The organism is Chryseobacterium indologenes (genome assembly GCF_018362995.1).
Classification (GTDB): domain Bacteria; phylum Bacteroidota; class Bacteroidia; order Flavobacteriales; family Weeksellaceae; genus Chryseobacterium; species Chryseobacterium indologenes_G.
Window position 1 is genome coordinate 2,269,690 of record NZ_CP074372.1, and the last position, 26,537, is coordinate 2,296,226.

Annotated in this window: 25 protein-coding genes and 1 pseudogene; 9 read left to right on the forward strand and 17 right to left on the reverse strand. The window is 36.1% G+C overall.

The genetic code is table 11. The annotated features are described in order from the left end of the window. Window positions 1-17: 17 nt before the first annotated feature. Window positions 18-1,877 carry a CocE/NonD family hydrolase gene (locus tag DYR29_RS10185; RefSeq protein WP_213280384.1) on the forward strand — a complete coding sequence of 620 codons (1,860 nt, stop codon included), beginning with the start codon at window positions 18-20 and terminating at the stop codon, window positions 1,875-1,877. A gap of 264 nt (window positions 1,878-2,141) precedes the next feature. Here DYR29_RS10185 and DYR29_RS10190 read toward each other — a convergent pair whose 3' ends face one another. From DYR29_RS10190 to speB, 3 genes are all read right to left on the reverse strand, one after another. Next, window positions 2,142-2,750 (reverse strand): alpha-ketoglutarate-dependent dioxygenase AlkB family protein, encoded by a 609-nt coding sequence (locus DYR29_RS10190; protein ID WP_213280609.1) that lies wholly within the window; start codon window positions 2,748-2,750, stop codon window positions 2,142-2,144. 199 nt (window positions 2,751-2,949) lie between these two features. Beyond that, window positions 2,950-3,792, reverse strand: a complete 843-nt coding sequence (locus DYR29_RS10195; protein ID WP_213280385.1) for a bifunctional helix-turn-helix domain-containing protein/methylated-DNA--[protein]-cysteine S-methyltransferase — start codon at window positions 3,790-3,792, stop codon at window positions 2,950-2,952. Between the two features lie 69 nt (window positions 3,793-3,861). Further along, the gene (gene speB / locus DYR29_RS10200; protein WP_047095921.1) at window positions 3,862-4,719 is read right to left on the reverse strand and encodes an agmatinase; all 858 of its coding nucleotides are present in this window, start codon (window positions 4,717-4,719) and stop codon (window positions 3,862-3,864) included. A gap of 238 nt (window positions 4,720-4,957) precedes the next feature. On the opposite strand from speB, the gene DYR29_RS10205 reads away from it, so the two are divergent. Then, a complete protein-coding gene (locus tag DYR29_RS10205; protein WP_213280386.1) occupies window positions 4,958-5,617 on the forward strand; it encodes an HAD family hydrolase in 660 nt (219 codons plus the stop codon). 201 nt (window positions 5,618-5,818) lie between these two features. On the opposite strand, the gene DYR29_RS10210 is transcribed toward DYR29_RS10205, so the two are convergent. From DYR29_RS10210 to DYR29_RS10235, 6 genes are all read right to left on the reverse strand, one after another. Then, entirely contained in the window at window positions 5,819-7,213 is a 1,395-nt protein-coding gene (locus DYR29_RS10210) for a decarboxylase (RefSeq protein WP_047378719.1), read from the reverse strand. 122 nt (window positions 7,214-7,335) lie between these two features. Continuing rightward, window positions 7,336-8,211, reverse strand: coding sequence for a tyrosine-protein phosphatase (locus DYR29_RS10215; protein ID WP_213280387.1), 876 nt, complete (start codon window positions 8,209-8,211; stop codon window positions 7,336-7,338). A 92-nt stretch (window positions 8,212-8,303) separates the two neighbouring features. Beyond that, on the reverse strand, window positions 8,304-8,951 hold the full coding sequence (locus DYR29_RS10220) for a thiamine diphosphokinase (RefSeq protein ID WP_213280388.1): 648 nt from the start codon (window positions 8,949-8,951) through the stop codon (window positions 8,304-8,306). Next, the gene (locus DYR29_RS10225; RefSeq protein WP_213280389.1) at window positions 8,941-9,510 is read right to left on the reverse strand and encodes a cob(I)yrinic acid a,c-diamide adenosyltransferase; all 570 of its coding nucleotides are present in this window, start codon (window positions 9,508-9,510) and stop codon (window positions 8,941-8,943) included. The genes DYR29_RS10220 and DYR29_RS10225 overlap by 11 nt, the downstream gene beginning before the upstream one ends. Before the next feature lie 194 nt (window positions 9,511-9,704). Next, window positions 9,705-12,125, reverse strand: coding sequence for a TonB-dependent receptor plug domain-containing protein (locus DYR29_RS10230; RefSeq protein WP_213280390.1), 2,421 nt, complete (start codon window positions 12,123-12,125; stop codon window positions 9,705-9,707). Window positions 12,126-12,466: 341 nt separating this feature from the next. Further along, window positions 12,467-13,051, reverse strand: a complete 585-nt coding sequence (locus DYR29_RS10235; protein ID WP_213280391.1) for a hypothetical protein — start codon at window positions 13,049-13,051, stop codon at window positions 12,467-12,469. A 172-nt stretch (window positions 13,052-13,223) separates the two neighbouring features. Between DYR29_RS10235 and DYR29_RS10240 the strand changes: the two genes are divergently transcribed. Beyond that, window positions 13,224-13,715, forward strand: a complete 492-nt coding sequence (locus DYR29_RS10240) for a DinB family protein (RefSeq protein WP_213280392.1) — start codon at window positions 13,224-13,226, stop codon at window positions 13,713-13,715. 228 nt (window positions 13,716-13,943) lie between these two features. On the opposite strand, the gene DYR29_RS10245 is transcribed toward DYR29_RS10240, so the two are convergent. Beyond that, on the reverse strand, window positions 13,944-14,897 hold the full coding sequence (locus tag DYR29_RS10245) for a helix-turn-helix transcriptional regulator (protein ID WP_213280393.1): 954 nt from the start codon (window positions 14,895-14,897) through the stop codon (window positions 13,944-13,946). A gap of 95 nt (window positions 14,898-14,992) precedes the next feature. On the opposite strand from DYR29_RS10245, the gene DYR29_RS10250 reads away from it, so the two are divergent. Together DYR29_RS10250 and DYR29_RS10255 are read left to right on the forward strand one after the other, a co-directional pair. After that, complete coding sequence (locus tag DYR29_RS10250; RefSeq protein WP_213280394.1) at window positions 14,993-15,565, forward strand: Crp/Fnr family transcriptional regulator; 573 nt, start codon at window positions 14,993-14,995, stop codon at window positions 15,563-15,565. Window positions 15,566-15,748: 183 nt separating this feature from the next. Further along, on the forward strand, window positions 15,749-16,213 hold the full coding sequence (locus DYR29_RS10255) for a carboxymuconolactone decarboxylase family protein (protein ID WP_213280395.1): 465 nt from the start codon (window positions 15,749-15,751) through the stop codon (window positions 16,211-16,213). 48 nt (window positions 16,214-16,261) lie between these two features. On the opposite strand, the gene DYR29_RS10260 is transcribed toward DYR29_RS10255, so the two are convergent. Then, the gene (locus DYR29_RS10260; protein ID WP_213280610.1) at window positions 16,262-17,989 is read right to left on the reverse strand and encodes an ABC transporter ATP-binding protein; all 1,728 of its coding nucleotides are present in this window, start codon (window positions 17,987-17,989) and stop codon (window positions 16,262-16,264) included. Window positions 17,990-18,493: 504 nt separating this feature from the next. Further along, window positions 18,494-19,219 (reverse strand): annotated as a pseudogene (gene lptB, locus DYR29_RS10265) (LPS export ABC transporter ATP-binding protein); the annotation flags it as partial. Window positions 19,220-19,372: 153 nt separating this feature from the next. Here lptB and DYR29_RS10270 point away from each other — a divergent pair. Beyond that, window positions 19,373-19,666, forward strand: a complete 294-nt coding sequence (locus DYR29_RS10270; RefSeq protein WP_213280396.1) for a TM2 domain-containing protein — start codon at window positions 19,373-19,375, stop codon at window positions 19,664-19,666. A gap of 77 nt (window positions 19,667-19,743) precedes the next feature. Here DYR29_RS10270 and DYR29_RS10275 read toward each other — a convergent pair whose 3' ends face one another. After that, on the reverse strand, window positions 19,744-19,890 hold the full coding sequence (locus DYR29_RS10275) for a bacteriocin-like protein (protein WP_156118482.1): 147 nt from the start codon (window positions 19,888-19,890) through the stop codon (window positions 19,744-19,746). A 145-nt stretch (window positions 19,891-20,035) separates the two neighbouring features. Continuing rightward, complete coding sequence (gene hemB / locus DYR29_RS10280) at window positions 20,036-21,025, reverse strand: porphobilinogen synthase (RefSeq protein ID WP_047420856.1); 990 nt, start codon at window positions 21,023-21,025, stop codon at window positions 20,036-20,038. A gap of 118 nt (window positions 21,026-21,143) precedes the next feature. Here hemB and DYR29_RS10285 point away from each other — a divergent pair, with 118 nt between their 5' ends. The 3 genes from DYR29_RS10285 (at window position 21,144) to DYR29_RS10295 (ending at window position 23,828) form a co-directional block, all read left to right on the forward strand. Next, entirely contained in the window at window positions 21,144-21,494 is a 351-nt protein-coding gene (locus DYR29_RS10285) for a T9SS type A sorting domain-containing protein (protein WP_047378731.1), read from the forward strand. 108 nt (window positions 21,495-21,602) lie between these two features. Then, window positions 21,603-22,514, forward strand: a complete 912-nt coding sequence (locus DYR29_RS10290; RefSeq protein WP_213280397.1) for an ABC transporter ATP-binding protein — start codon at window positions 21,603-21,605, stop codon at window positions 22,512-22,514. 3 nt (window positions 22,515-22,517) lie between these two features. Then, the gene (locus DYR29_RS10295) at window positions 22,518-23,828 is read left to right on the forward strand and encodes an ABC transporter permease (RefSeq protein WP_213280398.1); all 1,311 of its coding nucleotides are present in this window, start codon (window positions 22,518-22,520) and stop codon (window positions 23,826-23,828) included. A gap of 106 nt (window positions 23,829-23,934) precedes the next feature. Here the strand turns inward: DYR29_RS10295 and DYR29_RS10300 are convergent, their stop codons facing one another. From DYR29_RS10300 to DYR29_RS10310, 3 genes are all read right to left on the reverse strand, one after another. Then, on the reverse strand, window positions 23,935-24,606 hold the full coding sequence (locus tag DYR29_RS10300) for a porin family protein (RefSeq protein WP_213280399.1): 672 nt from the start codon (window positions 24,604-24,606) through the stop codon (window positions 23,935-23,937). 16 nt (window positions 24,607-24,622) lie between these two features. Beyond that, on the reverse strand, window positions 24,623-25,495 hold the full coding sequence (gene sucD / locus DYR29_RS10305) for a succinate--CoA ligase subunit alpha (protein ID WP_002977143.1): 873 nt from the start codon (window positions 25,493-25,495) through the stop codon (window positions 24,623-24,625). 90 nt (window positions 25,496-25,585) lie between these two features. After that, window positions 25,586-26,488: a UDP-3-O-(3-hydroxymyristoyl)glucosamine N-acyltransferase gene (locus DYR29_RS10310; RefSeq protein ID WP_213280400.1), complete on the reverse strand. Its 903-nt coding sequence runs from the start codon at window positions 26,486-26,488 to the stop codon at window positions 25,586-25,588. Between the last annotated feature and the right edge of the window lie 49 nt (window positions 26,489-26,537).

The window sequence follows — 26,537 nt, forward strand, 5'->3', positions numbered from 1 at the left end:
AGCATCAAATTTTTTTTATGAAGATCCATATTTCAGTATTATGTATTCTTTTTTTCATTCTTGGAAAAGCTCAGAAGACGGAACAGAAAGATACTTTCGTTAAAGACAATTTCACCAAGAAAGAATTTTATATTCCGATGCGTGATGGAGTGAAACTTTTCACTGCTGTATATATCCCGAAAGATATATCAAACAAGAACAAATATCCGTTTCTGATGCAGAGAACCTGCTACAGCATCGCCCCATACGGAGAGAATGAATATAAAACAAAGGTAGGCCCCAACACCTATCTGATGAAAGACAAGTATATTTTTGTGTACCAGGATGTACGTGGAAGATATATGAGTGAAGGTACTTTTACCAATATGACTCCACAGGTAGAGCGTAAAACCAAAAAAGATGTTGATGAAAGTACAGATACTTATGATACCATCGAATGGCTTTTGAAAAACATCAAGGACAATAATGGTAAAGCAGGTCAGTTTGGAACATCTTATCCCGGATTCTATACAGCCGTAGGAACATTATCACAACACCCTGCGCTGGTAGCTTCTTCACCACAAGCCCCTATCTCAGATTTCTGGAATGATGATTTTCTTCACAACGGAAGGTTTATACTCGGCTATTTCAGAACATTTCCAGTTTTTGGGGTTCAGAAAACACAGCCGGAAAAACAAGCATGGTATATGGATTCTTTTGTTAAACAGACTTCTGAAGACGGATTAAAGTTCTACAGAGATATGGGTACGCTGAAAGACGGATATGAAAAGTATTATAAGAATAATTTCTTCATGACAGAAATTATGAATCATACCAACTATGATGAGTTCTGGCAGAAAAGAGGTCTTCTTCCTCATTTGAAAAATATTAACCATGCTGTAATGACTGTTGGCGGATGGTTTGATGCAGAAGATCTTTCCGGGCCTCTGAATATCTATAAAACGATCGAAAAAACAAGTCCTAAAGCTAAAAATACAATTGTAATGGGACCTTTCTCTCACGGTGGCTGGTCTCAGGAGCAGGGAAAACATTTCCACAGCGAAACCTATTTTGGAGACAGTATTGCAACGTACTACCAGAAAAATATTGAAACAAAATTCTTCAACCACTACCTGAAAGGCAACACAAAAGAAGATGCCGGACTTCCTGAAGCACTGATGTATGATACAGGATCTAAAGAATGGAAAGAATTTGCTTCTTATCCGCCTAAAAATGCTCAGAAAGTTAATTTTTATTTAGCTGACAACACCTTGAAGAAAACTTCCGGACAAGGATATTCTGAATATTACAGTGATCCTAATAACCCTGTTTTAAGCTCAGATCACTTAAAAGATTTCAATGGTTTCACCCCTAAAAATTATATGTCAGAAGACCAGAGATTTGCTGTTGGAAGACCTGATGTATTGACTTTCACAACAGATGTTCTGACAGAAGATATTGCATTTGCCGGAGAGATCATGGCCAAGCTGAATATTGCATCCTCTTCTACAGATGCCGATTTTGCAGTAAAATTAATTGACGTTTACCCAGAAGATTTCAAACCTGCAGAAAAGAAAGAAGGCGTTATCTATGGAAACTACCATCAGATGGTAAGAAGTGAAATAATGCCTGCAAGGTTCAGAAATACGAAAGAAAAAGGAGAAGCTTTGGTTCCTAATCAGAAAACAGCTGTTAATTTCAGACTTCAGGATGTGGTTCATACCTTTAAGAAAGGTCACAAGATCCAGATTCAGATCAGCAGTACATGGTTCCCGCTTTTCGCTATCAATCCACAGAAGTTTATGGATAATCCAAATTTCGCAACCAAAGAGGATTACACAAAAGCATTTATTAAGGTATATAATGACAGCTCTATTGAAGCTGAAGTTTTAAAATAAATTTGAGAAAGCTGTTCAGACGAACAGCTTTTTTATTTTTTTAGGTTTTGGCTAAAGCCGGATGAATTTGATTTTTTGTTCAAGTGGGCTAAAGCCAACTCCTATTGATAAAAGCCATGCATAATTTTCATTTATTCACAAATTAAAGTCTGTGTGATCTGTTTAATCTGTGAAAGAAAATACAACAATTAGATTTAATTATTTAAGCATTATTGAGATTCCTACGGAATGACAAACGTTGTGGGGAAAATCTCTCTAAAAAAATTATTCTTCAATGGTTCTGAAGGTAAGATTTACTCTGGGAGTTTTCACTTTCGTAGTGGGTGGAAGTCTATGAAGCCAGTTATCCTGCGTGGTTCCTTTCATAATTAACAAACTTCCGTTTTCCAGGAATATTTCTACTTTTTCTTTGGTCTTTTTATGTTTAAATAAAAATTTCCTTTCTGCTCCAAAGGTCAGAGAAGCAATGGCACCATGTTTTTTCAGATCTGATTCTCCATCGCTGTGGTAGGCCATTCCCTCACTTCCGTCATGATATAAATTGAGCAGACAGGAGTTATAGGTTTCTCCTGAAACTTCTTCACATTTTTTCTTTAATTCAAGTAATTCCGGAGTCCAGAATTTTGCATATTTTGTCCGTTTAGAATACGTATATTCAAAAGGCTTTTCTCCAAACCAGGCCACTTTTCTTTTGGTTAAAATCAATTTCCCAAAGATAATTGCTTCATCATTTTCCCAGGGAATCTCGTTCAGCAAATAGGTATAAAAAGAATCAGAAAGTTCTTTAGAGAAAACCTTTCCGTAATAATGAACGGTTCCGCCATGCGGAAGTATATTGATCGGATAGTCTGATATTTCTTCGAAGAGACTCATCATAGCTTTTTTAATTTAAATGCTTTATTTTGTAAAAGGTATAATGTAAAATGTATTTATGATCTTAATAGTTAAACACAAATTACACCAATATTTTCACAAATGACACAGTAACTTTTGTATCAATAGGAACGGACTTTAGTCCGTTTAATAAAAAAAGGGTTAATCCTTTGGCTTTAGCCAAAACTCATGTTTTATTTCAGGAATAAATATGTGAACCTTCCCAGCCCACAATCATCTGTTTTCTTTCACTTCCCCATCGATATCCACCGAGATGTCCTGTAGACTGAATTACACGGTGACAAGGTATCAGAAATGCAACCGGGTTACTTCCAATAGCTGATCCTACTGCTCTGGATGCCTTAGGATTTCCTATTTTTTCTGCCAGGCTGCCATAAGTAGACAGTTTACCCATTGGAATTGTCAACAGACTTTCCCAGACTTTAAGCTGAAAATCGGTTCCTTTTAAATGTAATTTTATAGTATTGAGTTTTGTCCAGTCTTTATCGAATATAGACAATGCATTCCTTTGAAGGGCATCCTGTTGTTCAGTAAAAGAAGCATTGGGGAACTTTTTTTTCAGCTCTCCGAATGCTGTTTCTTTATTGTCTTCAAAAGCCATATAGCAGATTCCTTTTTCTGTAGAAGCTACTATTATATTTCCGAAAGGACTTTCAGAAAAACTGTAATGAATACTAAGGCTTTTTCCGCCATTTTTATATTCTGCCGGAGACATTCCTTCTACCTTCACAAACAGATCATGAAGCCTGCTGGTACTGGAAAATCCTGTCTCGTAAGCGGTATCAAACAAACTTGCTTTTTCTTCCTTCAATAAACTTTTGGCATGTTCAAGACTGATGAACTGTAAAAACTTTTTCGGACTTGTTCCTGCCCAATCTGTAAAGATTTTCTGAAAATGGGCTGGACTTAAGTGAATATTCTCTGCCACTTCCTCCAAACTTGGCTGAAGCCTGAAATTGCTCTGGATATATTCTATCGCCTTCGCAATTCTGTTATAATCTATCTGACTTTGTGTGGACATTGTATTATTATTTTACCTCACAAATTTCCAAAGAATATACGGCAGAAAAAATCCGATTCTTGCGGAATATTAGTTGTTGTTATAAATATCGTTATAAGCAAGCATTTTATAATATAGCTTAGCAGCAAGGAAAGCGGTTGGCTTAGCCATTGGAGAATCCATTAATTCTACAATATCAAATGCCACTACATTACATTTTTCAAATACTTTTCTTAATAATTCCAGTGTTGGATACCATTGTAATCCACCTGGTTCAGGAGTTCCTGTAGAAGGAGCAATAGAAGGATCAAAAGCATCAAGGTCTATTGTAATATATACGTTTCCTGAAACTTTTTCCAATACATCATTCACCCAGTTCTCGTTGTTCGCAATCTCGTGAGCAAAGAATACTCTTCCTTCCGGTAAATACTGAGCTTCTTCCGCATCCATAGAACGGATTCCCACCTGAACTAAATTATGTTTCTGGTTAGCTTCAAACACCGCACAAGCATGGTTAGAAGTAGAACCGTGGAATTCAGGACGTAAGTCTGTATGAGCATCCAGCTGAAGAACGGTAAGGTTTTCAAATTTCTCTCCTACTGCACGGATAGAACCGATAGACACAGAGTGTTCACCTCCAAATAAAGTAAATACTTTCCCTTCATTGTTCAAAAGTTCTTTGGTTTTCTGGTAAACAGCTTCTGTCATTGCTTCCGGGCTGGAATTTTCAGAAACTTCTCCTGCCAGATACACTCCCTGAAGATAAGGTTCTGTTTGGGTTTCAATATCATAAAGCTCCATGTTTTCAGAAGCATCTAAGAATAATTCAGGACCTTTATCAGCTCCTTTTCCCCATGTTGAAGTCCCGTCATAAGGAACAGTTACCAACATTACTTTTGAATTCTCTAACGTTGCGTTTTCTTCGGGAATTCCTGCGTATGTTTTCATATATAATTATTAATTAAAAAATTAAATGATTGAAAAATTAAAAGATTCCACAAAGATACAAAGAGTTTGCGAGTTGGAGAGTAAGAGTGTTACTGAGTTTATGAGTTAAAATCCGGGGGACATCAGATTTAAAAACGGGAATTCAAACCTCCTGCCTGCAGTCTATCATCTATAACCTGCCAACTTATTCATTTTCCACTCTCGCTTCAAATAACTATTTTTGCACAAAACTTTTAATATGCCTTTAAAAGCTGTTCTTTTCGATATGGATGGAGTAATTGTAGATACAGAACCATTGCATAGAAAAGCTTATTTCAAAACTTTTGATGAATTGGAAATTGCGGTTTCCGAAGAATTGTACACCTCTTTTACGGGAGCATCAACCAAAAGAGTTTCTGAAACTTTGATTAATGAATTCAATCTCAATCAGACTTATGAATCCATTGCAGGAATCAAAAGAGCACATTTCAAAGATTATTTTTATAATGATGATGAATTTGATTTAATCCCGGGAGTAAGAAAACTGATTGAACATTATCATGAAAACGGGATAAAACTTATCCTCGCTTCTTCGGCTACCATGGTAACGATCAATATGGTTTTTGAAAAATTCGGGTTGGAAAAGTATTTTAGCGGAAAAATCAGCGGTGCCGATTTAAAAGAGTCAAAACCTCATCCTGAAGTTTTTTTACTGGCTGCAGAAATGGCAGGTGAACCTGTTGAAAACTGTATGGTAATTGAAGATTCCACGAACGGAATTCTTGCTGCACATAGGGCTAAAATTTTCTGTGCGGCATACAGAAGCCCTCATTCAAAAAATCAGGATTATACCTTGGCAGATACTGTAGTTACTGATTATGAGGAACTCGAACTTGATAAAATTTCAACGTATTTTTAAATAAAAAGCTCTCAGAATCTGAGAGCTTTTGTTTTGTATGCACTTTGTCATCTGAACGAAGTGAAGATTCTTAACTATACTTAATCCTTAATGAAAAACTTAATGGTTAAATTTTAAAACATTAAGACCCATTGAGTGATTAAGATTATTAAGATGAGATTGCTTCGTCACATTCGTTCCTCGCAATGACAGATTAAGGTCTTATTTATACCCAAGAATTTTCAGGATATCTTCCGGTTCCTGTTTCTCACGGAAAATTTCATATTGCAACTCACCATTTTCATCCTTTTGAATCAGGACGTGTCTCGGCTGAGGCATCAGACAGTGGTGTACTCCACCATATCCTCCGATTGTTTCCTGATACGCTCCTGTATGGAAAAATCCGATATACAATGGCTTGGTATCACTGAAAACCGGTAAATAAATGGCATTGGTATGCTGTTCAGAGTTGTAATAATCATCTGAATCACATGTCAGCCCTCCTAAGAATACCCTTTCATAAGAGTCTTCCCAACGGTTTAGAGGAAGCATGATAAAGTGTCTTGAAATTGCCCATGTGTCAGGAAGAGTGGTCATGAAAGAAGAGTCAATCATATTCCATTTTTCTCTGTCATTCTGACGCTTCTGGGAAATAATTTTATAAAGGTTTGCTCCGCTTTCCCCTACAGTAAAGCTTCCGAATTCCGTATAAATATTAGGTTCCTCTACTCCTTCTTCTTCACAGAATTTTTTGATCTGAGAAACAATTTCTTCTACCATATACTGATAGTCATAATCAAAGTTCAAAGAAGTTTTGATTGGGAAACCACCTCCGATATTCAATGAATTTACTTCCGGAGCAATTTTTTTCAAACGTGCATATACACGAAGACATTTGTACAATTCATTCCAGTAGTAAGAAGTATCTTTGATTCCGGTATTGATGAAGAAGTGAAGCATTTTCAATCTTGCATTCGGGTGTTCGGCAATCTTCTGGCTGTAATAAGGAATAATATCTTTATATCCGATTCCTAATCTCGAGGTATAGAACTCGAACTTCGGTTCTTCCTCTGATGCAATTCTGATTCCGATATTAAAAGTAGAATCAATGCTTTCTGTAAGTTTATCCAATTCTCTGTAATTATCAAGAATCGGGGTAATATTCTCAAAACCGTTGTTGATCATATCTGAAATATTTGTCAGATAATCATCTGTTTTGAAACCATTACAGATTACTTCAATGTTTTTATCTACTTTCCCTTTTTCGTAAAGAGATTTTACAATATCCATGTCATAAGCAGAAGATGTTTCTATCGAAATATCATTCTTCAGAGCTTCTTCCAATACAAAATTGAAATGGCTGGATTTTGTGCAATAGCAGTAGGTATAATTCTTTTTATATCCGGTTTTTTCAAAAGCTTCTTTAAACCAGCTTTTGGCCTTCTGAATATTTTGAGAAATTCTCGGCAGATAGCTAATCTTTAGCGGAGTGCCAAATTGTTCAACTACATCCATCAATGGAACGTCGTGAAACAACAAATTGTTCTCAGATACATTAAACTCCTCTGTAGGAAAATATAATGTCTGATCAATAAGTTCCGAGTACTTTATTTTCATTTCTAAACAAGTGAATTAAGAAATGCAAAATTGCTAAAAAAGTTTGGTTTTTGGATGTTAAAATTATTATAATTTTAAATAAAGAACCAATATCAGGTCATTCAAAAATTTACCTCTGATAATCAATAGGTAAACTTTTGAATATACGCTGTTCTTTTGGCATCTGAAATCCCTAATACCTGCTGAATATAGGCATCTGTAGAGCCATACTTTTTATCAATCTCCCCAAAAGCTGCATCAAGGTATCTTTTTTCTACCCAGCTCAGTTTTTCCAGCACCTGTAAATCCATCTTTGGATAGATAAAATGTAAGCGATTGGCAAGACGGAGTCTTTTCTCAACCATATCCTTTCTGTAGTTGTTGGATAGCAGATATTCATTATAAATGGTTTCTTTATCGAACTTCAGAATTGTCAAGATGAGAGCGGTAGTAATCCCGGTTCTATCTTTTCCCGCCGTACAATGGTATAAAACAGGATTTTCAGATTCCAGAATTTCCGTGATGATTTTCTTTATAGTTTCCGGATTTTCTGTAACGTATTCCCGATAGAAATCTATCATTCTTTTGTCTGCATCAGAAGCATTTACCTTACCTTTCAGCACCAGCTTTCTAGCTTGAGCCAACTGATCTCCTTCATCTTCAAACGCTGAATATTTTTTGTAAGTTACTGATTCAGGAAGCTGATCAGGTTTCTGAGAGATTTCTTTAGAATTTCTAAGATCAATTATTTCTTTTATTCCCAGCCTATCAATATCATCAAAAGATTTCCTTTTAAGCTTATGAAGATGGGCGCTTCTGTAGAACCTTCCCTCTTTTAAAGTTCTTCCTTCTGTATTTTTAATATTTGCTACCGTCCGGAAATTCGTTACTTTCTTAATATGAATTACTTTTTCAGTTTCATTTTTACCATATTCGGGTGTTTCAAAATGCTGTGTTTTGCATGAAACAATACTGCATAATGAAATGGTGAAAACTGATATTTTGATTAATTTATTCAATAGCCTTTTTTATAATATGTTTTGGCTAAAGCCAATAGACTTTGTTTATTTATCTAACGGGCTAAAGCCCATTTCTATTGATAATTGATTCTTTAATAAATTGTTGGATATTCTATTTCGCTGATTCCTACAAATAACAAGACATCACCTGATTCATATTCTACAGAAATTTCATCTTCAACAGCAAAATTCCGGGTTCCGATTCTTGAAGTAATGCTAAGACTTTCGTTGGTCAAAGGCCAGTTGAGTCCTTTTGTTGTAATATTATTTACTAATGGAAATGGATAGAGAGAAATCATTCTATTTTTTGCACCTTCCAATTTAAAATGATTGGGAATAAAATAATATTCCGAAAATTCATCATAAAATTTAATTTCCATCTGATCTTTGAAGGTATAAGCAACGGTAAGGTTTCCAAGAAAATGATCCTGCTCGCCTCCACTTCCTCCGAAAACATCAATCTCCGAAAATCCTTTCTCCAAAATAATTTCCAACGCTTTGTGAAAATCTGTTTTATCCTGATCCAATGTAAGGATAAATTTTTCCTGATACATCTCTTCATCTGATCCGGAATGCGAATCAAAGTCACCGGAAATAAAATCCAGCTTATCCATAGGAAAACCCAGTCTTTTTAGATAATGAAAAGCACCGTCTGTACAGGCAATCAAGCCATAATGATCAGGATCAGGGAAAGATTGGGGAGCATCTCCGTTGATGAAAAGTAATGCTTTATCTCTCATTCGGGTTCCAGTATTCTTCCGGTTCGGTGTTCAGTTTTGAAATATATCTTGCCAACACGAAAAGATAATCTGAAAGCCTGTTTAAATATTTAATCAATTCAGGACGTACTTCTTCTGATTCATTCAAAAATACCAATGAACGTTCTGCTCTTCTGCAGATGGTTCTTGCAGCGTGTAAAAAAGTTGCAGATTTTCCACCTCCGGGAAGGATAAAATACTGAAGCGGTTCCAGCTTTTCATCAAAAGCATCCATCCATTGTTCCAGTTCTTCAATTTCTGTTTCTGAAATAATGATCGGAAGACGTGATTTCCCATTGGCCAGCATCAGTTTATCTACTGGTGTAGCAGCTTCAGAACCTACGGTAAACAAATCAAACTGTATTTTCTTAAGCTGTCTCAATACTTCTTCATCTTCGATATGACTTTTTGCAATCCCGATGAATGAATTCAGCTCGTCTATATTTCCATAACTGTCTACTCTGGCACTGGCTTTAGAAACTCTCGTTCCGCCATATAATGCCGTCTGACCTTTATCTCCTGTTTTCGTATAAATTTTCATAGTACTAAAATACCTCTTTTTGTAGAATGTAAAAAGTAAAATGTAGTAATAACTTCCTATTCTACCTGAAAAAATAAAACTGACATTAGAAATTAATGTCAGTTAATATTTGTGTAGAAGGATCTTTATATCTTTTTAGGATTACTTTCCCTTTGTTAAGCATGACAAGCAAATTTTAATTCCTTATTTATGAGTTAAAAAGTGTAATTTACATTGAGCTGAAAAGTTGTTCCGTTAAATCCAAACTGGTTTACCTCCCAAGGGTATTTGAATCTTCCTCCAAGATCTGTTACTACATCTCCTTTGCTATCTATTGCATCCGGATAAATATTAAGCAAATTATTTACAACTCCTGAAACTTTAAGATCTTTCGTGATTTTATAGGTTAAAACGATGTCAGTAATTACTTTACCAGAAAATGTCTGATCTTTGGCTGGATCAGTTGCATGCTGCCAGGTAACAGAACCAAAGTAAGTATTATTAAGGTTAAAATTAAACCTTGTAATATCATACGAAAGACTAAGAATAGTTTTTGTTTTAGGTCTTGCAGAGGTAATTCTGGATTGTTCCTTTCTGTCAAAAAAGTTTTCCGAGTACCCATTTTCAGCTAAAATATTCGGAACGGCAATATTATCTACTATTTTAGTTTCGTTATAATTGAAAGCAGCAATAACTCCCAATCTTCCTTTGCCAATAGCGGAAGTATAATAATTTGCGACGAAATCTACCCCTTGAGTAACTGTATTTACAGCATTGGTGAAAAACTTCAGGGAAGTTATTTTATTATTATCTAATATTACTTCCACAGGGTTTGTTAGATCCGGACTCCCCGGAGCACCTGTTTTATAACCGATATCTCCTGAGAAAAGTACTCTGTCTTTAATTTTTATTCTGTAATAATCTGCTGTAATCGTAAGGTTTTTAAAAGGTTTTACGGCAAATCCTCCAGTAATATTAAAGGCTTTTTCAGCATTTAATTTTGGTACACCAAGATCCGATCTTACAATTTGAGAATCATTGTTAAAAGTTCCCTGATTAGCTACAGTATTCCCTGTAATTTTGGTTTGAACATTGGAATAATAAATCTGGTGTAATGAAGGTGCTCTAAATCCTGTAGAAACAGACCCACGGAAAACCAATTTATCATCCAGGAACTTATATCTTGCATTTCCTTTCCAGGAAACATTATTTCCAAAATCACTGAAATTTTCATATCTCACAGTTCCTCCCAATAACAGGTTTTTCGTAACATCCCATTCAGCATTCATATAAGCTCCAATATTCTGACGATTTTTATTGACTTCATTTTGAGGCTGCAGTCCCGGAAATGATTCTGCACCACTTCCTATATAAGATGCTTCTTCTCCTGCTCTTGCCTGATAATTTTCATTGCGCACTTCAGCTCCGGCTCCTAAAACAAGTGCACCAAAGTCCCGGCTGACATCTATGTTTCCTATAATATTACTGAACTGATGGCCGCCTGCTTTAAAACGGGTTGGAGAATTGGCACCCAAAGATGTATTAATCGTGTTTGCGACAGCATAGTCTACTGCATTAGAGCCAAAGGTTGCACTCCCATCAAAACTCCATTTTCCAAACATGCCTTTCCATCCGGAGGTTAAATTATAATCATAAACATCTGTTTTAAATTCCGGTTGAAATCCGTTATAGGGTTGTCCTTTTGGAGTTAATAAACCAAAATCTGAAGTTACCCAATAGGGTGTTCTGTACAAAGCAAAACTGGTCCCACTTCTGTAAGTTGTACCCCCAAAAGCATAAAATTTACCTGTTTCACTTGTTGGCAATTCAAAATTTACAAACATATTAGCAACTTTTGTCTCCGGCTGCCCAATGATCATTCCTAAACCAGGATTAGCCTGCGTCCAGGCATTATCCACACCAAAAAGTTCATCTTTTGTAACAGAACCTGCACGGTTAGTTTTATTTTGGGATGAAAATCCTAGTGTAAGATTCAGGCTTCCGTTTTTTGCAACTTTGATTCCTGTATTAAAATCTGCTCCTATATTAAAGCCATCTCCTTTTGAAGTAATACCTGAAAAAAGATTGGCCGTGCTTTTTCCAACGCTGTTCTTAAGAATAATATTGATTACTCCCGCAATAGCATCAGAGCCATATTGTGCAGATGCACCATCTCTCAATACCTCTACATTCTGTAAGGCGGCAGATGGAATACTTTTCAGATCCGTACCTACCTCACCTTTTCCCGGTGTATCATTGACATAAATAAGAGCACTTTGATTTTTTCTTTTATTATTGACTAACACTAATGTTCTGGATGGCCCTAATCCTCTTAAATCTGCCGGATCAAAATGAGCCGTTGCATCAGAGACTGTTTGCTGTGATGAATTAAAAGATGGAACAGCATAGGTTAAAGCTTTATCAAAAGTAGTTTGCCCTGTAGATTTTAATTGTACAGCAGAAATATTATCAATAGGAATTGCTGAAGTAATGATGGTTCTGGGCTTAGTTCTACCCGTTGTAACCACAACTTCATCTATTTTATTTTGTTTTATGCTGTCCTGGGCATATCCCATTGCACCAGCTCCGCTTAATACTAATGCACAGATTTTTTTATTAAACAGTTCCTTTTTCATATAATTGATAATTATTCAATAAATCTAATAAAAATATTAATATTAAACATAAAAATAAATCATATGATATGAATAACACTTCATAAACACACAAATAGTATTTATTTATAAAACAACATTAAACTTATAAACATCAAGTAATTTATTAACAATCTGAAGAGAAACGTAGTAATAATTTCCTAATTACGTCTGAAAAAGTGATTAAATTACACCTGAAAATAAATATGATTTCAATCTTTTTGATATGTAGTTTTCAAGCGAGTTGAGATTGCTTCGCCTATGGCTCGCAATGACGAAATGACTAAGAATAAAAAATGGCCGTTGAAACGGCCATATCCAAATTATTTATTTACCTCTACGTATTGTATGATGGTCTGATTTTTTGGGTTGTAGATAATTGTACTACTGTTGGGAAACCTTTTCAATTTATAGTATTGAATGTTTTTATCTGATTTTATATCTTCCAGAATACTTGTATCAAAGGTATTATCAGGAAGAAATTTTGATAAAAAACTGATTTTATCAATGATGTTTTGCCCATCAATCTTGCGGGCTTTCTTTTCTGATTTACTTTCATCAGAAGTAGGCTGGCCTTCTAAAAATGGGAGCAATACGGCAATGTCTGCTTTGTATTTAAAAATGTAACCTTCAGATCTTCCCGGGATTTTAATCTTTTTTCCTTTTTCTTCAGAAACGATAGTGGCACTCGTACCAGGAAAAACTTCATTGAATTTTACATCCTCGGAATTGGTTATTGTATTGATAGATTCATTGACTGTTTTCTTCACTGTTTCTTCTACAGCCTGCTGTGCCTTCTGCTGCACAGTTTCTGTTGTTTTTTGAACAGTCTGGTCAATTTTTTCCTCAATCTTATTGCATGATACTAATAAAAAAGTGGTAACAACAGGCAAAATATACTTCTTCATAATTCTAATAATAGCGATTTTTGTTTATTAATATCCTTCCTTCTAACGGAAAACAGGTCAGGATATTTTAGCAAAGAAAAAAATATTTTTTTACTATCAAAAATCCTGCTGACAAACTGTTGTCATAACCCTGTCTTACCTTTGTATCAACAACAAACAAAAACAAAACATTATGACAACTACAGCAACAGCCACTAAACAATTCATGACTTCTGAACAGCTATTAAATGACTGGCAGGGACACAGAAATCTGACGAGAAGAGTTATTGAAGCTTTCCCTGAAAAAGATTTATTTGAATTTTCAATTGGCGGAATGAGACCGTTTGCAAAACTGGCAGTAGAGCTGATTGGCATTGGCGGACCTGCTTTAAAGGGAATTGTTGAAGGAACTATGGAAGCTTACAATGAAGAAGCTTTTAATCCAAAAACAAAAGAAGAACTTTTAAAAAAGTGGGATGAACAAACAGAAGTAATCAACCATTATTTCAATATGATTTCTGAGGAGCGCTTCCAGGAAACTTTCAATTTATTCGGAGAATATGAATTCCCGGTATATCAGAACATCCTTTATTTTGTAGATAACGAGGTTCACCACCGTGGGCAGGGATATGTTTATCTGAGAGCTTTAGGAATAGAACCACCTTTCTTCTGGGAAAGATTTTAATTTTAATAAAAAAGTGAAGAGGTAAAATTGCAAAAAGGCGGAAATCATGAAAAATACATCTGCAATGTCATTTATTATAGTGATTTTCCTCCATCTCAACAACTTATATCATTTTTTGCGACTAAACAAATTTAGCTTTTTTGCGATTTTACCATTTGCTTGTTAACCATTTCATTTATTTGCCTCAATTAAGTCTTTAAACCTCAACAGCTGTCTTGTTGGGGTTTATTATTGATGTCTTTCAACCATTTTTACGAGCAGTTCATTCAAACGGACACGCAGACTTTCAGGTTCCAGAACGGTGGCATAGTCTGCAAAGGTGATAAGCCAGCGGGGAAATCCATCGCTGATCCATTCTGTTTCAAAAGTGAGTTCTACTCCTTGTTCAGTTTCCACTTCTTCTGTGAGGCCATAATATTTTTTGGAATTCACCAGATGAGACATTATTTTTTTGTCTACCAAAAGTTTAGCTCTGACTTTATTTCCGTTTGATTTTTTACGGTAGTCATTCACCTGTCCGTATTCCTGTAAAAAGGGATTCAGGGTTTTTGAAATCTCTAAAATCCGGTCTATCCGAAATTGCCTGAAATCTTTTCTCAGGGTACAGAATGCCATGATATACCAAAAATTAAACTCAAAAAACATCCCGACAGTTTCAATAGTTCTGTTGTCTACCCTTCCATCTACTGTCTGATATCTGATATTTAGTTGGGTTTTGTCTGCAATGCTTTCTAAAATAATAGGAATCACATTTTTAAGAGAATCTCCGGAATCGGTATGGAAACTAAAAACATCAATCTGCTTTTCAATATTCTGAATAAGATTTTTATCAGAATTTCTCAATACTGAGCGTACTTTTTCCATGGCTGCCTGATAATGGCTTCCCAAACTTTGGTGGGAAAATTTCTGCATCAGCTTTTCGGCGGTAATGAAACTTAATACCTCTTCCTTAGTAAACATAATGGGAGGAAGTTTGTAGCCGTCCATTAAAGAATAGCCGTTACCTGCTTCACCCACAATGGGAATCCCTGCGTTTTCCAAAGTTTTTACATCACGGTAAATGGTTCTGATACTTACATCGAACTTTTCAGCCAGATCCTGCGCCCGAACAACAGGTTTAGACTGTAACTGGGTAAGGATAGCCGTTACCCGATCAAGTTTTTTAAGATAGTGATCGTTCATGATACAGCAAAGCTAAAATTCTTTTTCGAGGTATGTCTTATCAATGGGACTGCTTTTTTTATTAATTTTATTTTTCACAAAACAGTTTCTTCTTTATGCTTCACACTCATTTTGTTCAGTCTATTGAAAAAGTTTTAAAACCGGAACAGGCAGTCATGGACGAACTTGTTTCTCATCTGGAATCCAAATCCTACAGAAAAGGAGATTTTCTGTTAAAAGGTGACGAAACCTGCCGGTATTTCTATTTTATTGAAAAAGGACTTGTCAAACTATTTTTTGACAATGGTGATAAGGATTTTATCATGACTTTTTTTGCAGAAAATGCTTTTTTTGCTGAGCTGAGCGGTTTTCTTACCGGACAGCCGTCAAAATACATGATCGTTGCCCTGGAACCTACTGAAGTTCTCCGTGTACACAGAGATGTTATTGAAGGATTATGTAAAAAGTATCACACGGCAGAAACACTTTTCAGCAAGCTTTATTCCAAAGCTCCGGTGAATATGATGGGAAGGATCAGTGAAATGCTGGAAGACGACGGAAAAAAACGTTATCATAATTTCATGAAGCAAAGACCCGATCTTATCCAACGCATCAGTCTTGGAGATCTGGCAGACTATATCGGAATTACTCAGGTTTCTTTAAGCAGAATCAGAGCACAAAAACTTTAATGGAAGGGATGTTGGAAGCTGGAAGAGGGAAGTTATTGAAGACCGAATATATATCATCTACCTAATAGTAGCTTCTAGCATCCAGCTTTTAAAATCTTTCCTTATAAAATTTATCATTTGTAAAAAAATTCAGGAAAATACAGTTCTACATTTGTCACATAATTAATCAAAAAAACAAATATTATGTCACAAAGAATCAACGCATTTGCGATCGGAAACAAGGCTGTAAATGCTCTTCACACCATGGGATTTCAGGTACAGAATTCATCACTGGACAATTCATTTCTTGAACTGATGTATTTCAGGGTTTCACAAATGAACGGATGCGCTTTCTGTCTGGATATGCATTCCAAAGAATTAAGAGCGAAAGGTGAAACTGAACAGAGAATATTTCTGGTAAGCGCCTGGAGAGAATGTTCGTTTTATACGGATAAAGAAAAGGCAGGACTGCTATGGGCTGAAACTTTAACAGCTTTAAATGGTAAGGAAGTGAATGATGAAATTTATACAAAAGTAAGCCGTTACTTCTCTGAAACTGAAATAGCAGATTTAACAATGGCTGTTATTGCCATCAACAGCTACAACAGAATTAATATTGCTTTCGGAGCAGATGTAGGTACCTATCAGGTTCCTGAAAAAACGCATTAAACGATTGTTATTAAAATAAAAACTCAGCCTGTCCGCTGAGTTTTTTATTTAATTTTCTTTGAAAGTATTCACCAGTTTATCGAGATTCAGACTCCGGGCTGACGCATCAAAGATCTCCCGGTAAGTGCCTTCTTTACTGTAAAGTTCATCATGAGTTCCATTTTCTACTACTCTTCCTTTCTTCATTACATAAATAATATCGGAATCCAGAATCTGTGACAGGGAATGCGAAATGATGACAACAGTTCTTCCTGCTTTTATGGCATCCAGAGAATTCTTGATCTGTTCGGTAGCGATGGCATCAAGGCTGGCTGTAGGTTCATCCAGAAAGATGATCGGAGGATTTTTCAGAAATAGTCTGGCAATGGCAATTCTCTGCTGCTGTCCCCCTGAAAGCTGAGTAGCGTCATGCTGATATTGATCCGGAAGATCCATAATCTGTTCATGCAGATAAGCTTTTTTTGCAGCTTCCTGAATTTTTTCAAAACCGGCATTCATATCTCCATAGCGGATATTATCTTCTATACTTCCCTGAAAGATGTGATTTCTCTGAAGTACGAGTCCAAGATCACTCCTCAAAAAAGTATTGTCAAATTCATTAAGATTTACCCCATCCAAAAGAATCTCTCCGGAATCCGGAAAATAAAATTTACACAAAAGATTAATGACCGTTGACTTTCCTGCACCGCTCAACCCTACCAAAGCCGTAGTTTTTCCGTTTTCAATTTTCATGGAAACATTATGTAAAGCCTTTGTTCCATTAGGATAAGTAAAATCAACATTCTTCAGTTCAAAAGTACCTTTGATTTCTTTTTCTACAAAATTTCCATTCGATTCTGTCTCATTATCTGCATTCAGAATATCAAAATAGCCTTCAGCATAGATCATGGCATCGTTCATATCATCATAAATCCTGTGAAGCTGGCGGATAGGTGCTGAAACGTTGTTGAAAAGCATAATATGAAGCATTATCGCACCAATCGTCATTTGCTGATCGAGAACGAGATAAACCGTTAAAAGGATAATCAGAACGACCCCGAACTGTTCAATAAACGTTTTTAACCCATCATAAATAAAGTTAGTTCTTCTTGTGATCATCTGGCTTTCCATCAGTTCCATCTGAAGATCGTATTGTTTTTTCCCTTCAAATTTTTCACGGACAAAACTTTTAATAACCATAATGGAATTGATCAGATTCAGAAGTCCCGAGGTCTTTTTTTCTCTCTGATTTCTAAGCTGACGGCGTACCCCATTCAGTTTTTTTGCCTGCAGGGAACTGATATAAAAATAAATGGGAACAATAATGGTTGAAACAAGTCCTACATACACATTCTGCATGTACATAATGATCAGCGCAATGATGGCATTGGAAAAAAGAGGCAGAATGTCAATAAAAAAGTTCTGAACCAGTTTTGTCAGACTTTCTATTCCACGGTCTATTCTGATCTGTAACTTTCCGGACTCATGGTTTTCATCGTTAAAATAAGCAACCCTGTAGGTAAGAATCTTATCAATTGCTGACTGAGCCAGCACAGAACTCACATTGATCCTGATTTTTTCACCATAAAATTTCTGCCCGAAGTTGATAAAGATATTCAACAGTTCTTTTCCCAGTAAAATAATGGAAATAATAATGAGAATATGAATTCCTTCTGACATGGGATGAGGAAGATGGGTAAGTTTGGTGACCTCATCTACCGTATATTTCAGAACAATCGGGTTTACCTGTGCTGCGAGAGCTCCCAGAAAAGTAAGAAACAATGTTCCGTAAATCATGGGTCGGTAAGGTCTGATGAATGGGACAAGCTGCTTATAAATTCCGAATAAGGTTACGGTTCTGTTAAAAGGTTTAGCCATAGAAATCATTTTAAATGAAAAACGTACCGCTTTCAAAAGAAAAAGGTACGTTTTATTATCATGTTCAGCAAATAAATGCTTTATATTTTATCCTTCAAACAGATAAGTTGTAAGGTAATGCAGTTCTTTTCTGCCGGCTTCTTTAGATTCTGCTTCTGCCTGTTCTAAAGAATATTGAGAATTGATTTCTTTTTTCTGGAAAACAAATGAATTGTTGGCATTTTTATCTACCACATCATTAAAGATATGTTCAATTTCAGAGTTCGCTAATGAAGCAAAGCTGATATCTTCGAAACCATACATGAGTCTCAGATCATCAAACTGTTTGAAATTTTCATCTACAAATCCCTGCAACTGCGCTTTTGAATCAAAATTACCTGCCCAGATGTTGTAAGCGTATTTTTTCTTTTTAGGTTTATCCAGAATACTCTGATACACGAAGTTTTCACCAAGATATGCTTCTCTTACCTGCGGATCATTGGCAAGATCTTCAGGAAGTCCTTCTTTCAGGATCTTTCCTTCAAACATAATATAGGTTTTGTTGGTAATTGCCAACGTCTGCTGTACATTGTGGTCGGTAATCAGAATTCCGATATTTTTATCGACAAGACTTCTTACGATTTTCTGGATATCTTCAACGGCAATCGGGTCTACCCCTGCGAAAGGTTCATCCAGAAGAATAAAATTCGGGCTTGTGGCAAGACAACGTGCAATTTCAGTTCTACGTCTTTCTCCTCCGGAAAGAAGATCCCCTCTGTTTTTACGGACATGCTGTAAAGAAAATTCTTCAATCAGTTCATCACATTTGATCTGCTGTTCACGCTTTGAAAGCTTGGTCAGCTGCAATACCCCCATAATGTTTTCTTCCACGGAAAGTTTTCTGAAAACGGAAGCTTCCTGAGCCAGATATCCGATTCCCTTTTGGGCTCTTCGGTACATTGCATCAGTCGTAATCTCCTGTTTATCCAGGAAAATTTTTCCTGAAGTGGGCTTAACCAACCCTACGATCATATAAAACGATGTGGTTTTTCCTGCTCCGTTCGGACCCAGCAAACCAACAATTTCTCCCTGTTGAACCTGTACAGAAACGCCTTTTACAACTTTTTTAGGACCGTATTCCTTGATTAAGTTTTCTCCTCGTAAAATCATAGGGCAAATATATCAAAAATATAAACTTCACTTATATGTTAATATCAACTTGTTGATTTAAATGTAAACTTATTCACTTTCAAATCATTGTAACTTTTTATCATTTTAAACTACTTATCGTAAAACATCTCAATCAATTACAATCATTAAGAAATGGAAAATTACGGTTACACAAAAACAGAAAATGCAGAAAACCAGCAAAGCAACGTTCCTTACCGTTCGGAAAAGAAAATTCCTGCAGCTTTATTGGGAATTCTTGTAGGCTGGCTCGCATTAAATAAATTTTATCTGGGATATACAAAAGAGGGAATCATCCAGCTTGTTCTGAATGTTGTTACTCTAGGAGCAGCTTCTGTTATCCCTTTTATTGAAGGTATTTTATATCTTTTCATGAGTGATAAGCAGTTTGATGACACTTACGTTTACGGGAAAAAAGGTTGGTTATAAAATAATAAACCACCTGTCCGTTTGAAAATAAACAGGCTGTTCGGTGAGAACAGCCTGTTTATTTTATACTGAAATGATTAGTCCGGCGGACAAGCTAAATGATTAATTGTACATGGATGCCAGATTCCCTTGCACCATGTTCCGCAATTCGGGTCATCAATAATCACTTCTCCTCCTTTGATTTCTTTCAATTGATTTCTTTCGATCTTTTTAAGATTTCTCATAAATAAATTCTTTTGATGTTTTAATAATTTTCGTTTCTCGAAATTAGCTTTACTCAAAAATATATTTTTTATTTACACGAAAGTCTTCAATTCGGACCATTAACTTAACATTAACGTTAGTTTCCGGATCACGATTTTCTAATCGTTATTTGTTCAAAAGTATCGCAGCTTCTTTTGCAAAATAAGTAAAGATCATGTCTGCTCCGGCTCTTTTGAAACAAGTTAAGCTTTCAATGATCGTTTTGTCATTATCCAGCCAGCCGTTCTGAGCAGCCGCTTTTACCATAGCATATTCTCCACTTACATTGTATACCGCAATCGGTAGATCAATGGCTTCACGTACTTTGGAAACGATATCCAGATAAGGAAGTCCCGGTTTGATCATGATCACATCTGCTCCTTCGTCAATATCTTTAAATACTTCATTCAATGCTTCACGGGTATTGTGGAAATCCATCTGGTATGTTTTTTTATCTTTCGGAATTTCCATGTCATCCTTTGGAGCGCTGTCTAAAGCACTTCTGAAAGGTCCGTAAAAAGAACTCGCATATTTGGCAGCATAGCTTACAATTCCTACATCTGTAAAACCGCTTTCTTCCAACGCTTCACGAATAACCTGTACTCTTCCGTCCATCATATCACTTGGTGCCACAAGATCTGCTCCTGCTTCAGCATGAGATACTGACATTCTTGCCAGTGCATCGTTGGTAGCATCATTGATAACTTTTCCATTTTCAATGATTCCGTCGTGTCCATAGATTGAATAAGGATCTAAGGCTACATCAGGCATAACAATCATTCCCGGAACGGCATCTTTGATTGCCTTGATCGTGCGCTGCATCAGTCCATCTTTGTTCCAGGCTTCTTTTCCTGTATTGTCTTTCAGATGTTCTGACACTTTCATGTACAAATTGACAGCTTTTACTCCTAAAGAAAATAATTCCTTACATTCCTTTACCGTTAAATCTATACTCCGCCTAAAAATTCCCGGCATAGACGGGATTGCCTCCTGCTTGTTTTCGCCCTCCATTACGAAGATCGGCATTACAAAATCATCAGTTGTAAGCACATTTTCTCTTACCAAACTTCTGATAGATTCATTAACTCTAAGTCTTCTATTTCTTGAATGTATCATTTTGGAATACTTTTTGAATAAGTTTCTACAAATTTAATATAAGTTCTACAAAAAACTATTGTATGAATTTGTAGAATTTATTACATTTGTTACATATATCCGAGAAATTATAAATTTGATGAAAAAACTTTTACTTTTATTTCTATTTGTAGGCACTTTTGTTGGATTTTCCAACAATTTAAAAGCTCAGCTTAGAGAGCCGAGTTCCATCACTCAGAAAGCAGATGATGGGGTGTTGCTTGCTTATCCAAATCCTGCAAAGGATTTCCTTATCATTAAGGCAAAAGATTCTTCTTTAAGAATCAAAAGTGTGACTTTTTATTCTATTTTGGGTATGCAGGTCGCTAATTATACAGTGAATATGAATTCCGGTGAGATTAATATTGAAAAATTGAAACCCGGAAAGTATATGATCCGTTATATTTTAAGTGACAACACGCAGAAAGTTACTCAAATCGTGAAACAATAAATTACAATCCTGATAATCATCAGGATTTTTTCTTTTACATTAATTCTGTTTTAATATTTCCGTAACTTTCGGGACCTTTTTATACTAATTGTAAAAAGAATAATTTTAATGCTAAAAGCTGAACATATTAAAAAGACCTACAATGCCGGAAAAAAGGTCGCCCTGGATGATTTCAGCATCCATGTTCCAAAAGGTAGTATTTATGGCCTTTTAGGACCCAACGGAGCCGGAAAAACTTCTTTTATCCGTATCATTAATCAAATTACTCAGGCAGACTCCGGAGAGATCTTCATCAACGGGCAAAAACTGAACCCTGATCATATTAAAGACATCGGCTATATGCCCGAAGAAAGAGGACTGTACAAAAACATGAGTGTTGGCGATCAGATCTTATATTTCGGGGAACTGAAAGGGATGAGTAAAAGCGATGCCCTGAATGAGGCCAAAAAATGGTTTGAAAAACTGAATATCGACCAATGGTGGAAGAAAAAGCTGTCTGAACTTTCTAAAGGGATGGCGCAAAAAATCCAGTTTGTAGTAACCGTTCTTCACAGACCGCATCTTTTAATTCTTGATGAACCTTTTTCAGGTTTCGACCCTGTAAACGCCAACTTAATCAAAGATCAGATCATCGATCTTAAAAATAACGGAACAACCATTATTCTTTCTACCCACAGAATGGAAAGTGTGGAAGAAATGTGCGATTATGTTGCTTTAATTAACAATTCTAAAAAAATCATTGACGGAAGGGTTTTTGACGTAAGGGAAAAATTCAAGAAAAATATTTTTGGAGTTACACTTTCTGAAGTCAACACAGATCATTTTGACCATTTCAAGAATAAATATGACATCTTTAATCTATCAAATGAAAATAATCTTGTTTCTTTTGACCTGAAAAATGAAGAGAGTCAGAATAATGTTCTTCTTGATCTGGTACAAGTGGGCAAAGTGAGATCATTCGATGAAAGAATTCCCAGTATGAATGAAGTGTTTATTAATGCTGTAAGTAACCATCCTTAATTTATGAATAATATTTTTTTAATTACCAAAAGAGAATTTCTTACACAGGTTAAGAAAAAATCCTTCATTATATTAACGCTGCTTGCTCCTATTATGATCATTGCTTTTGGAGCTGTGATAGGGTTAATGTTTAAGGCAAACGAATCGCACAGTATTATAGAGGTGGTTGATAAGAGCGGATTATTCATGAATCAGCTGAAATCTAATGATAAACTAAATTATGTTTTTGTTTCTGCCGCGGATGAAAAATCAAAGATCAACAATTTAAAAGGAAATGAATCACTGGATGGTATTTTGATCCTTCCGGAATTGAAAAATCAGAATTTTGATGCGCTTGAAAAAGAGGCAAGGCTTGTGATCAACAGTAAAATAGGATTTGACACAAAGCAGCAAATTATTTCTGATATCAGCAATGTTGTTAAAAAAGAAAAAATCAAGCAACTGGGTATTCAGGAGACTCAGTTAATTGATCTTGATAAAAGCTTTACATTAAAGACTATTAACGTTAGTGATAATAATAAAGAGGATTCTGATCTTGCTTTCGGGGTTAAATCCGGGCTGAGCATGATCCTGATGTATGTCACCTTTATGTTTATCATTATTTATGGGGTAAGGGTAATGCGAAGTGTACTTGAGGAAAAGAACAACCGCGTTGTGGAGATCATTATTTCTTCCGTAAAACCTTTTGAGCTGATGATGGGGAAAATTTTAGGTGTAACCATGGTTGCGCTGACACAGTTTCTGATCTGGATCACGATGTCTGTAATAGGAGCACTGGTTTTAAATACTGGTTTCTCACCTCTTCAGAAAGGTATTCCGGGTGGAAATGATGAGATTGCCAGTAAACTGGATGTGGGGCAGCTTGCTACCCAGATCTCTCACAGTCTTCTGGAACTGAATTTCCCGCTGATCATTTTTGTATTCATCGTTTTCTTCCTTTTAGGGTATATTTTTTACAGTTCTATTTATGCAGCAATTGGTTCTGCAGTAGATAACGAAACAGAGACCCAGCAATTTACTTTGTTTGCAATTTTACCTTTAACATTGGGGATGTATGGAAGTTTCACCCTGATGAATAATCCTGACGGGCCATTAGGTTTCTGGCTGTCAATCATTCCGTTTACTTCACCGGTGGCGATGATTGCGAGAATCCCATTTGGAGTTCCTGCATGGCAGATTGCGCTGTCCATTGGATTATTGCTGGCAACAACTGTTTTTATGATCTTCCTGGCCGGAAAAATCTATCGTGTAGGGATATTGATGTACGGTAATAAAGCTACTTTAAAAGAGCTTTGGAAGTGGATTAAAGGATAATCACGAAAAGGCCGAAAAGTAAAGATTACCGATTAGTCTGTTTACAATTAATAATAAAAAAATCCCGGAAACTAAGTTTCCGGGATTTTTTATATTCTGAGATATTCTATTTGAATATATAGCTTAAGGTAAGTGCAATAACCTGTTCTGATTTTTTCTTATCAGTACCTCCTTTCTCTTTTACAAGACCGGGGTAAGTATCAGAAAGTCCTAAATCATATTTTAAAGCTACTTCGAGTTGTCTCTTATAGCTATATCCTACGCCTAATCCAAGTCCCCAGTTAAAGCTTTTTGCTTTTCCGTTTACTCCTGCCGGCTGTGTAGGATCAGTAACGTCCGGATCATAGTAAGGTCTTCCTGCTGGAGGATTCTTTACGTCCTGACTTACTAAAAAGTTAAATCTAGGCCCAATCATTCCAAAGAACTCTGATTCAGCTTCTGAAAAGTATCCTTTGAAATAAAGTGGTACACTCAGATAGTTATTTGCATATACTGCATCGTAACCGTCTTTTCCTTTAGCATCTTTATCTTTCCCGGTTTCTCCTGCACCGTAGTACAGAACTTCAGGTTGTATAAAGAATTGGTTTGCCTTCCCTACGGGGATCAAAGCCAAAGCTCCACCTTGGAAGGCGAATCTAGGGCCAGAGGGATTGTGGGCATTTGCTACTCTTGAGTAGTTTAAACCTGCTGTAAGACCGAATCTTGTATTATTCCATTGCACCTGTGCAAAAGATAATGCGGAAAGCGTCAAAGCTGAGGCTAATAAAAGTTTTTTCATATGATGTGGTTTTATATTATCCTAGAATTTTTGCTACAGTAGCACCAATGTCAGCAGGAGAATCTACAACGTTGATACCGTTTTCTCTCATGATTTCCATTTTTGCCTGAGCTGTATCTTCAGCACCACCTACGATAGCACCTGCGTGACCCATTGTTCTTCCTTTTGGAGCAGTTTGTCCAGCGATGAATCCTACAACCGGTTTAGTAGAACCGCTTGCTTTGTACCATCTTGCAGCTTCAGCTTCAAGACCTCCACCGATTTCACCGATCATTACAACAGCTTCAGTTTCAGGATCATTAATAAATAATTCTAATGCTTCTCTTGTAGTTGTTCCAATGATTGGGTCACCACCAATACCGATTGCAGTAGAAATACCGTAACCTGCTCTTACAACCTGGTCAGCAGCTTCGTAAGTAAGGGTACCTGATTTTGAAACGATACCTACTTTACCTTTTTTGAAAACGAAACCTGGCATAATACCAATTTTAGCTTCTTCAGAAGTAATGATTCCAGGGCAGTTTGGTCCGATTAATCTGCAGTCTCTGTCAGCAATATAAGATTTTACTTTTACCATATCAGCTACAGGAATACCTTCAGTAATACATACGATTACTTTGATACCTGCTTCAGCAGCTTCCATGATAGCATCTGCTGCAAATGCCGGTGGTACGAAAATGATACTTACGTTTGCTCCTGCTTTTTCAACAGCGTCAGCCACTGTATTAAATACCGGTTTTCCTAAGTGCTCGCTACCTCCTTTTCCTGGAGTAACACCACCTACTACATTTGTTCCGTATTCAATCATCTGACCAGCGTGGAAAGTTCCTTCGTTCCCTGTAAATCCTTGTACAATTACTTTAGAATCTTTGTTTACTAAAATTGACATTTTATTGTTGTTTTAATTTATTTATTATTTTATTAATGCTCACAAATTTACTTAAATTTCTTTGATTTTGGATAAAACCTTTGGAATAGTTTATTTGAGATTTCTCAGCTTTACTTCTTTTTTCAGATAAGTCTTGAAATCTTCTGCAAACATCCCAATATAGGTACCTTTTTCAAGATCCCTGTTTACTCCTGTTTTCCCCAAAAGTACAGATCCTGACTCAATTTTGTTTCCGGAAGCAATTCCTACCTGTCCCCATAATGTTACCTCATCTCCGATGATGCAGCATCCTGCAATTCCTACCTGAGACGCAATAAGGCATTTTTTCCCGATAACAGTATCATGTCCTATCTGAATCTGATTATCCAAAACAGAACCTTCTCCAATGATGGTAGAATCCGTAACACCTCTGTCAATGGTACACCCGTTTCCGATCTCTACATTGTTTTCAATGATCACATTTCCTACCGAAATCAGACGGTCAAAGTTTCCGTTTAATTTTCTGTAATAAAAAGCGTCACCTCCTAAAACAGTGTTAGACTGAATAACCACATTATCTCCGATTTCCGTGCGGTCACCGATCACTACATTTGGAAAAATAAGGGTATTTTTTCCGATTTTCACATTGTTTCCGATTACTGCGGAAGAGTGAATTTTTGTACCCTCTCCTATTTCCACATCATGGAGTTCTTCTGTGAAATTATATATTCTGGTAAAATGAGTATTGATTTTATTAAAATCTCTGAAAGGATCATCAGAAACCAAAAGTGCTTTGCCTTCCGGGCACTCCACTTCTTTATCAATTAAAATAATAGTCGCTGCAGAGTTTAATGCTTTATCATAATATTTGGGGTGATTCACAAAAACGATATCACCAGGTTTTACCATGTGAATTTCATTGGTTCCCAATACTTCAAAGTCTTCCGGGCCAACAAATGCTGAGCCTATTAAATCTGCAATCGTTTTAAGCTTTTGCGGAGAATGGAATCTCATAACAATAGATTTTCTTATAAAACAAAATTCGGAGTGCTAGTGCAAACCG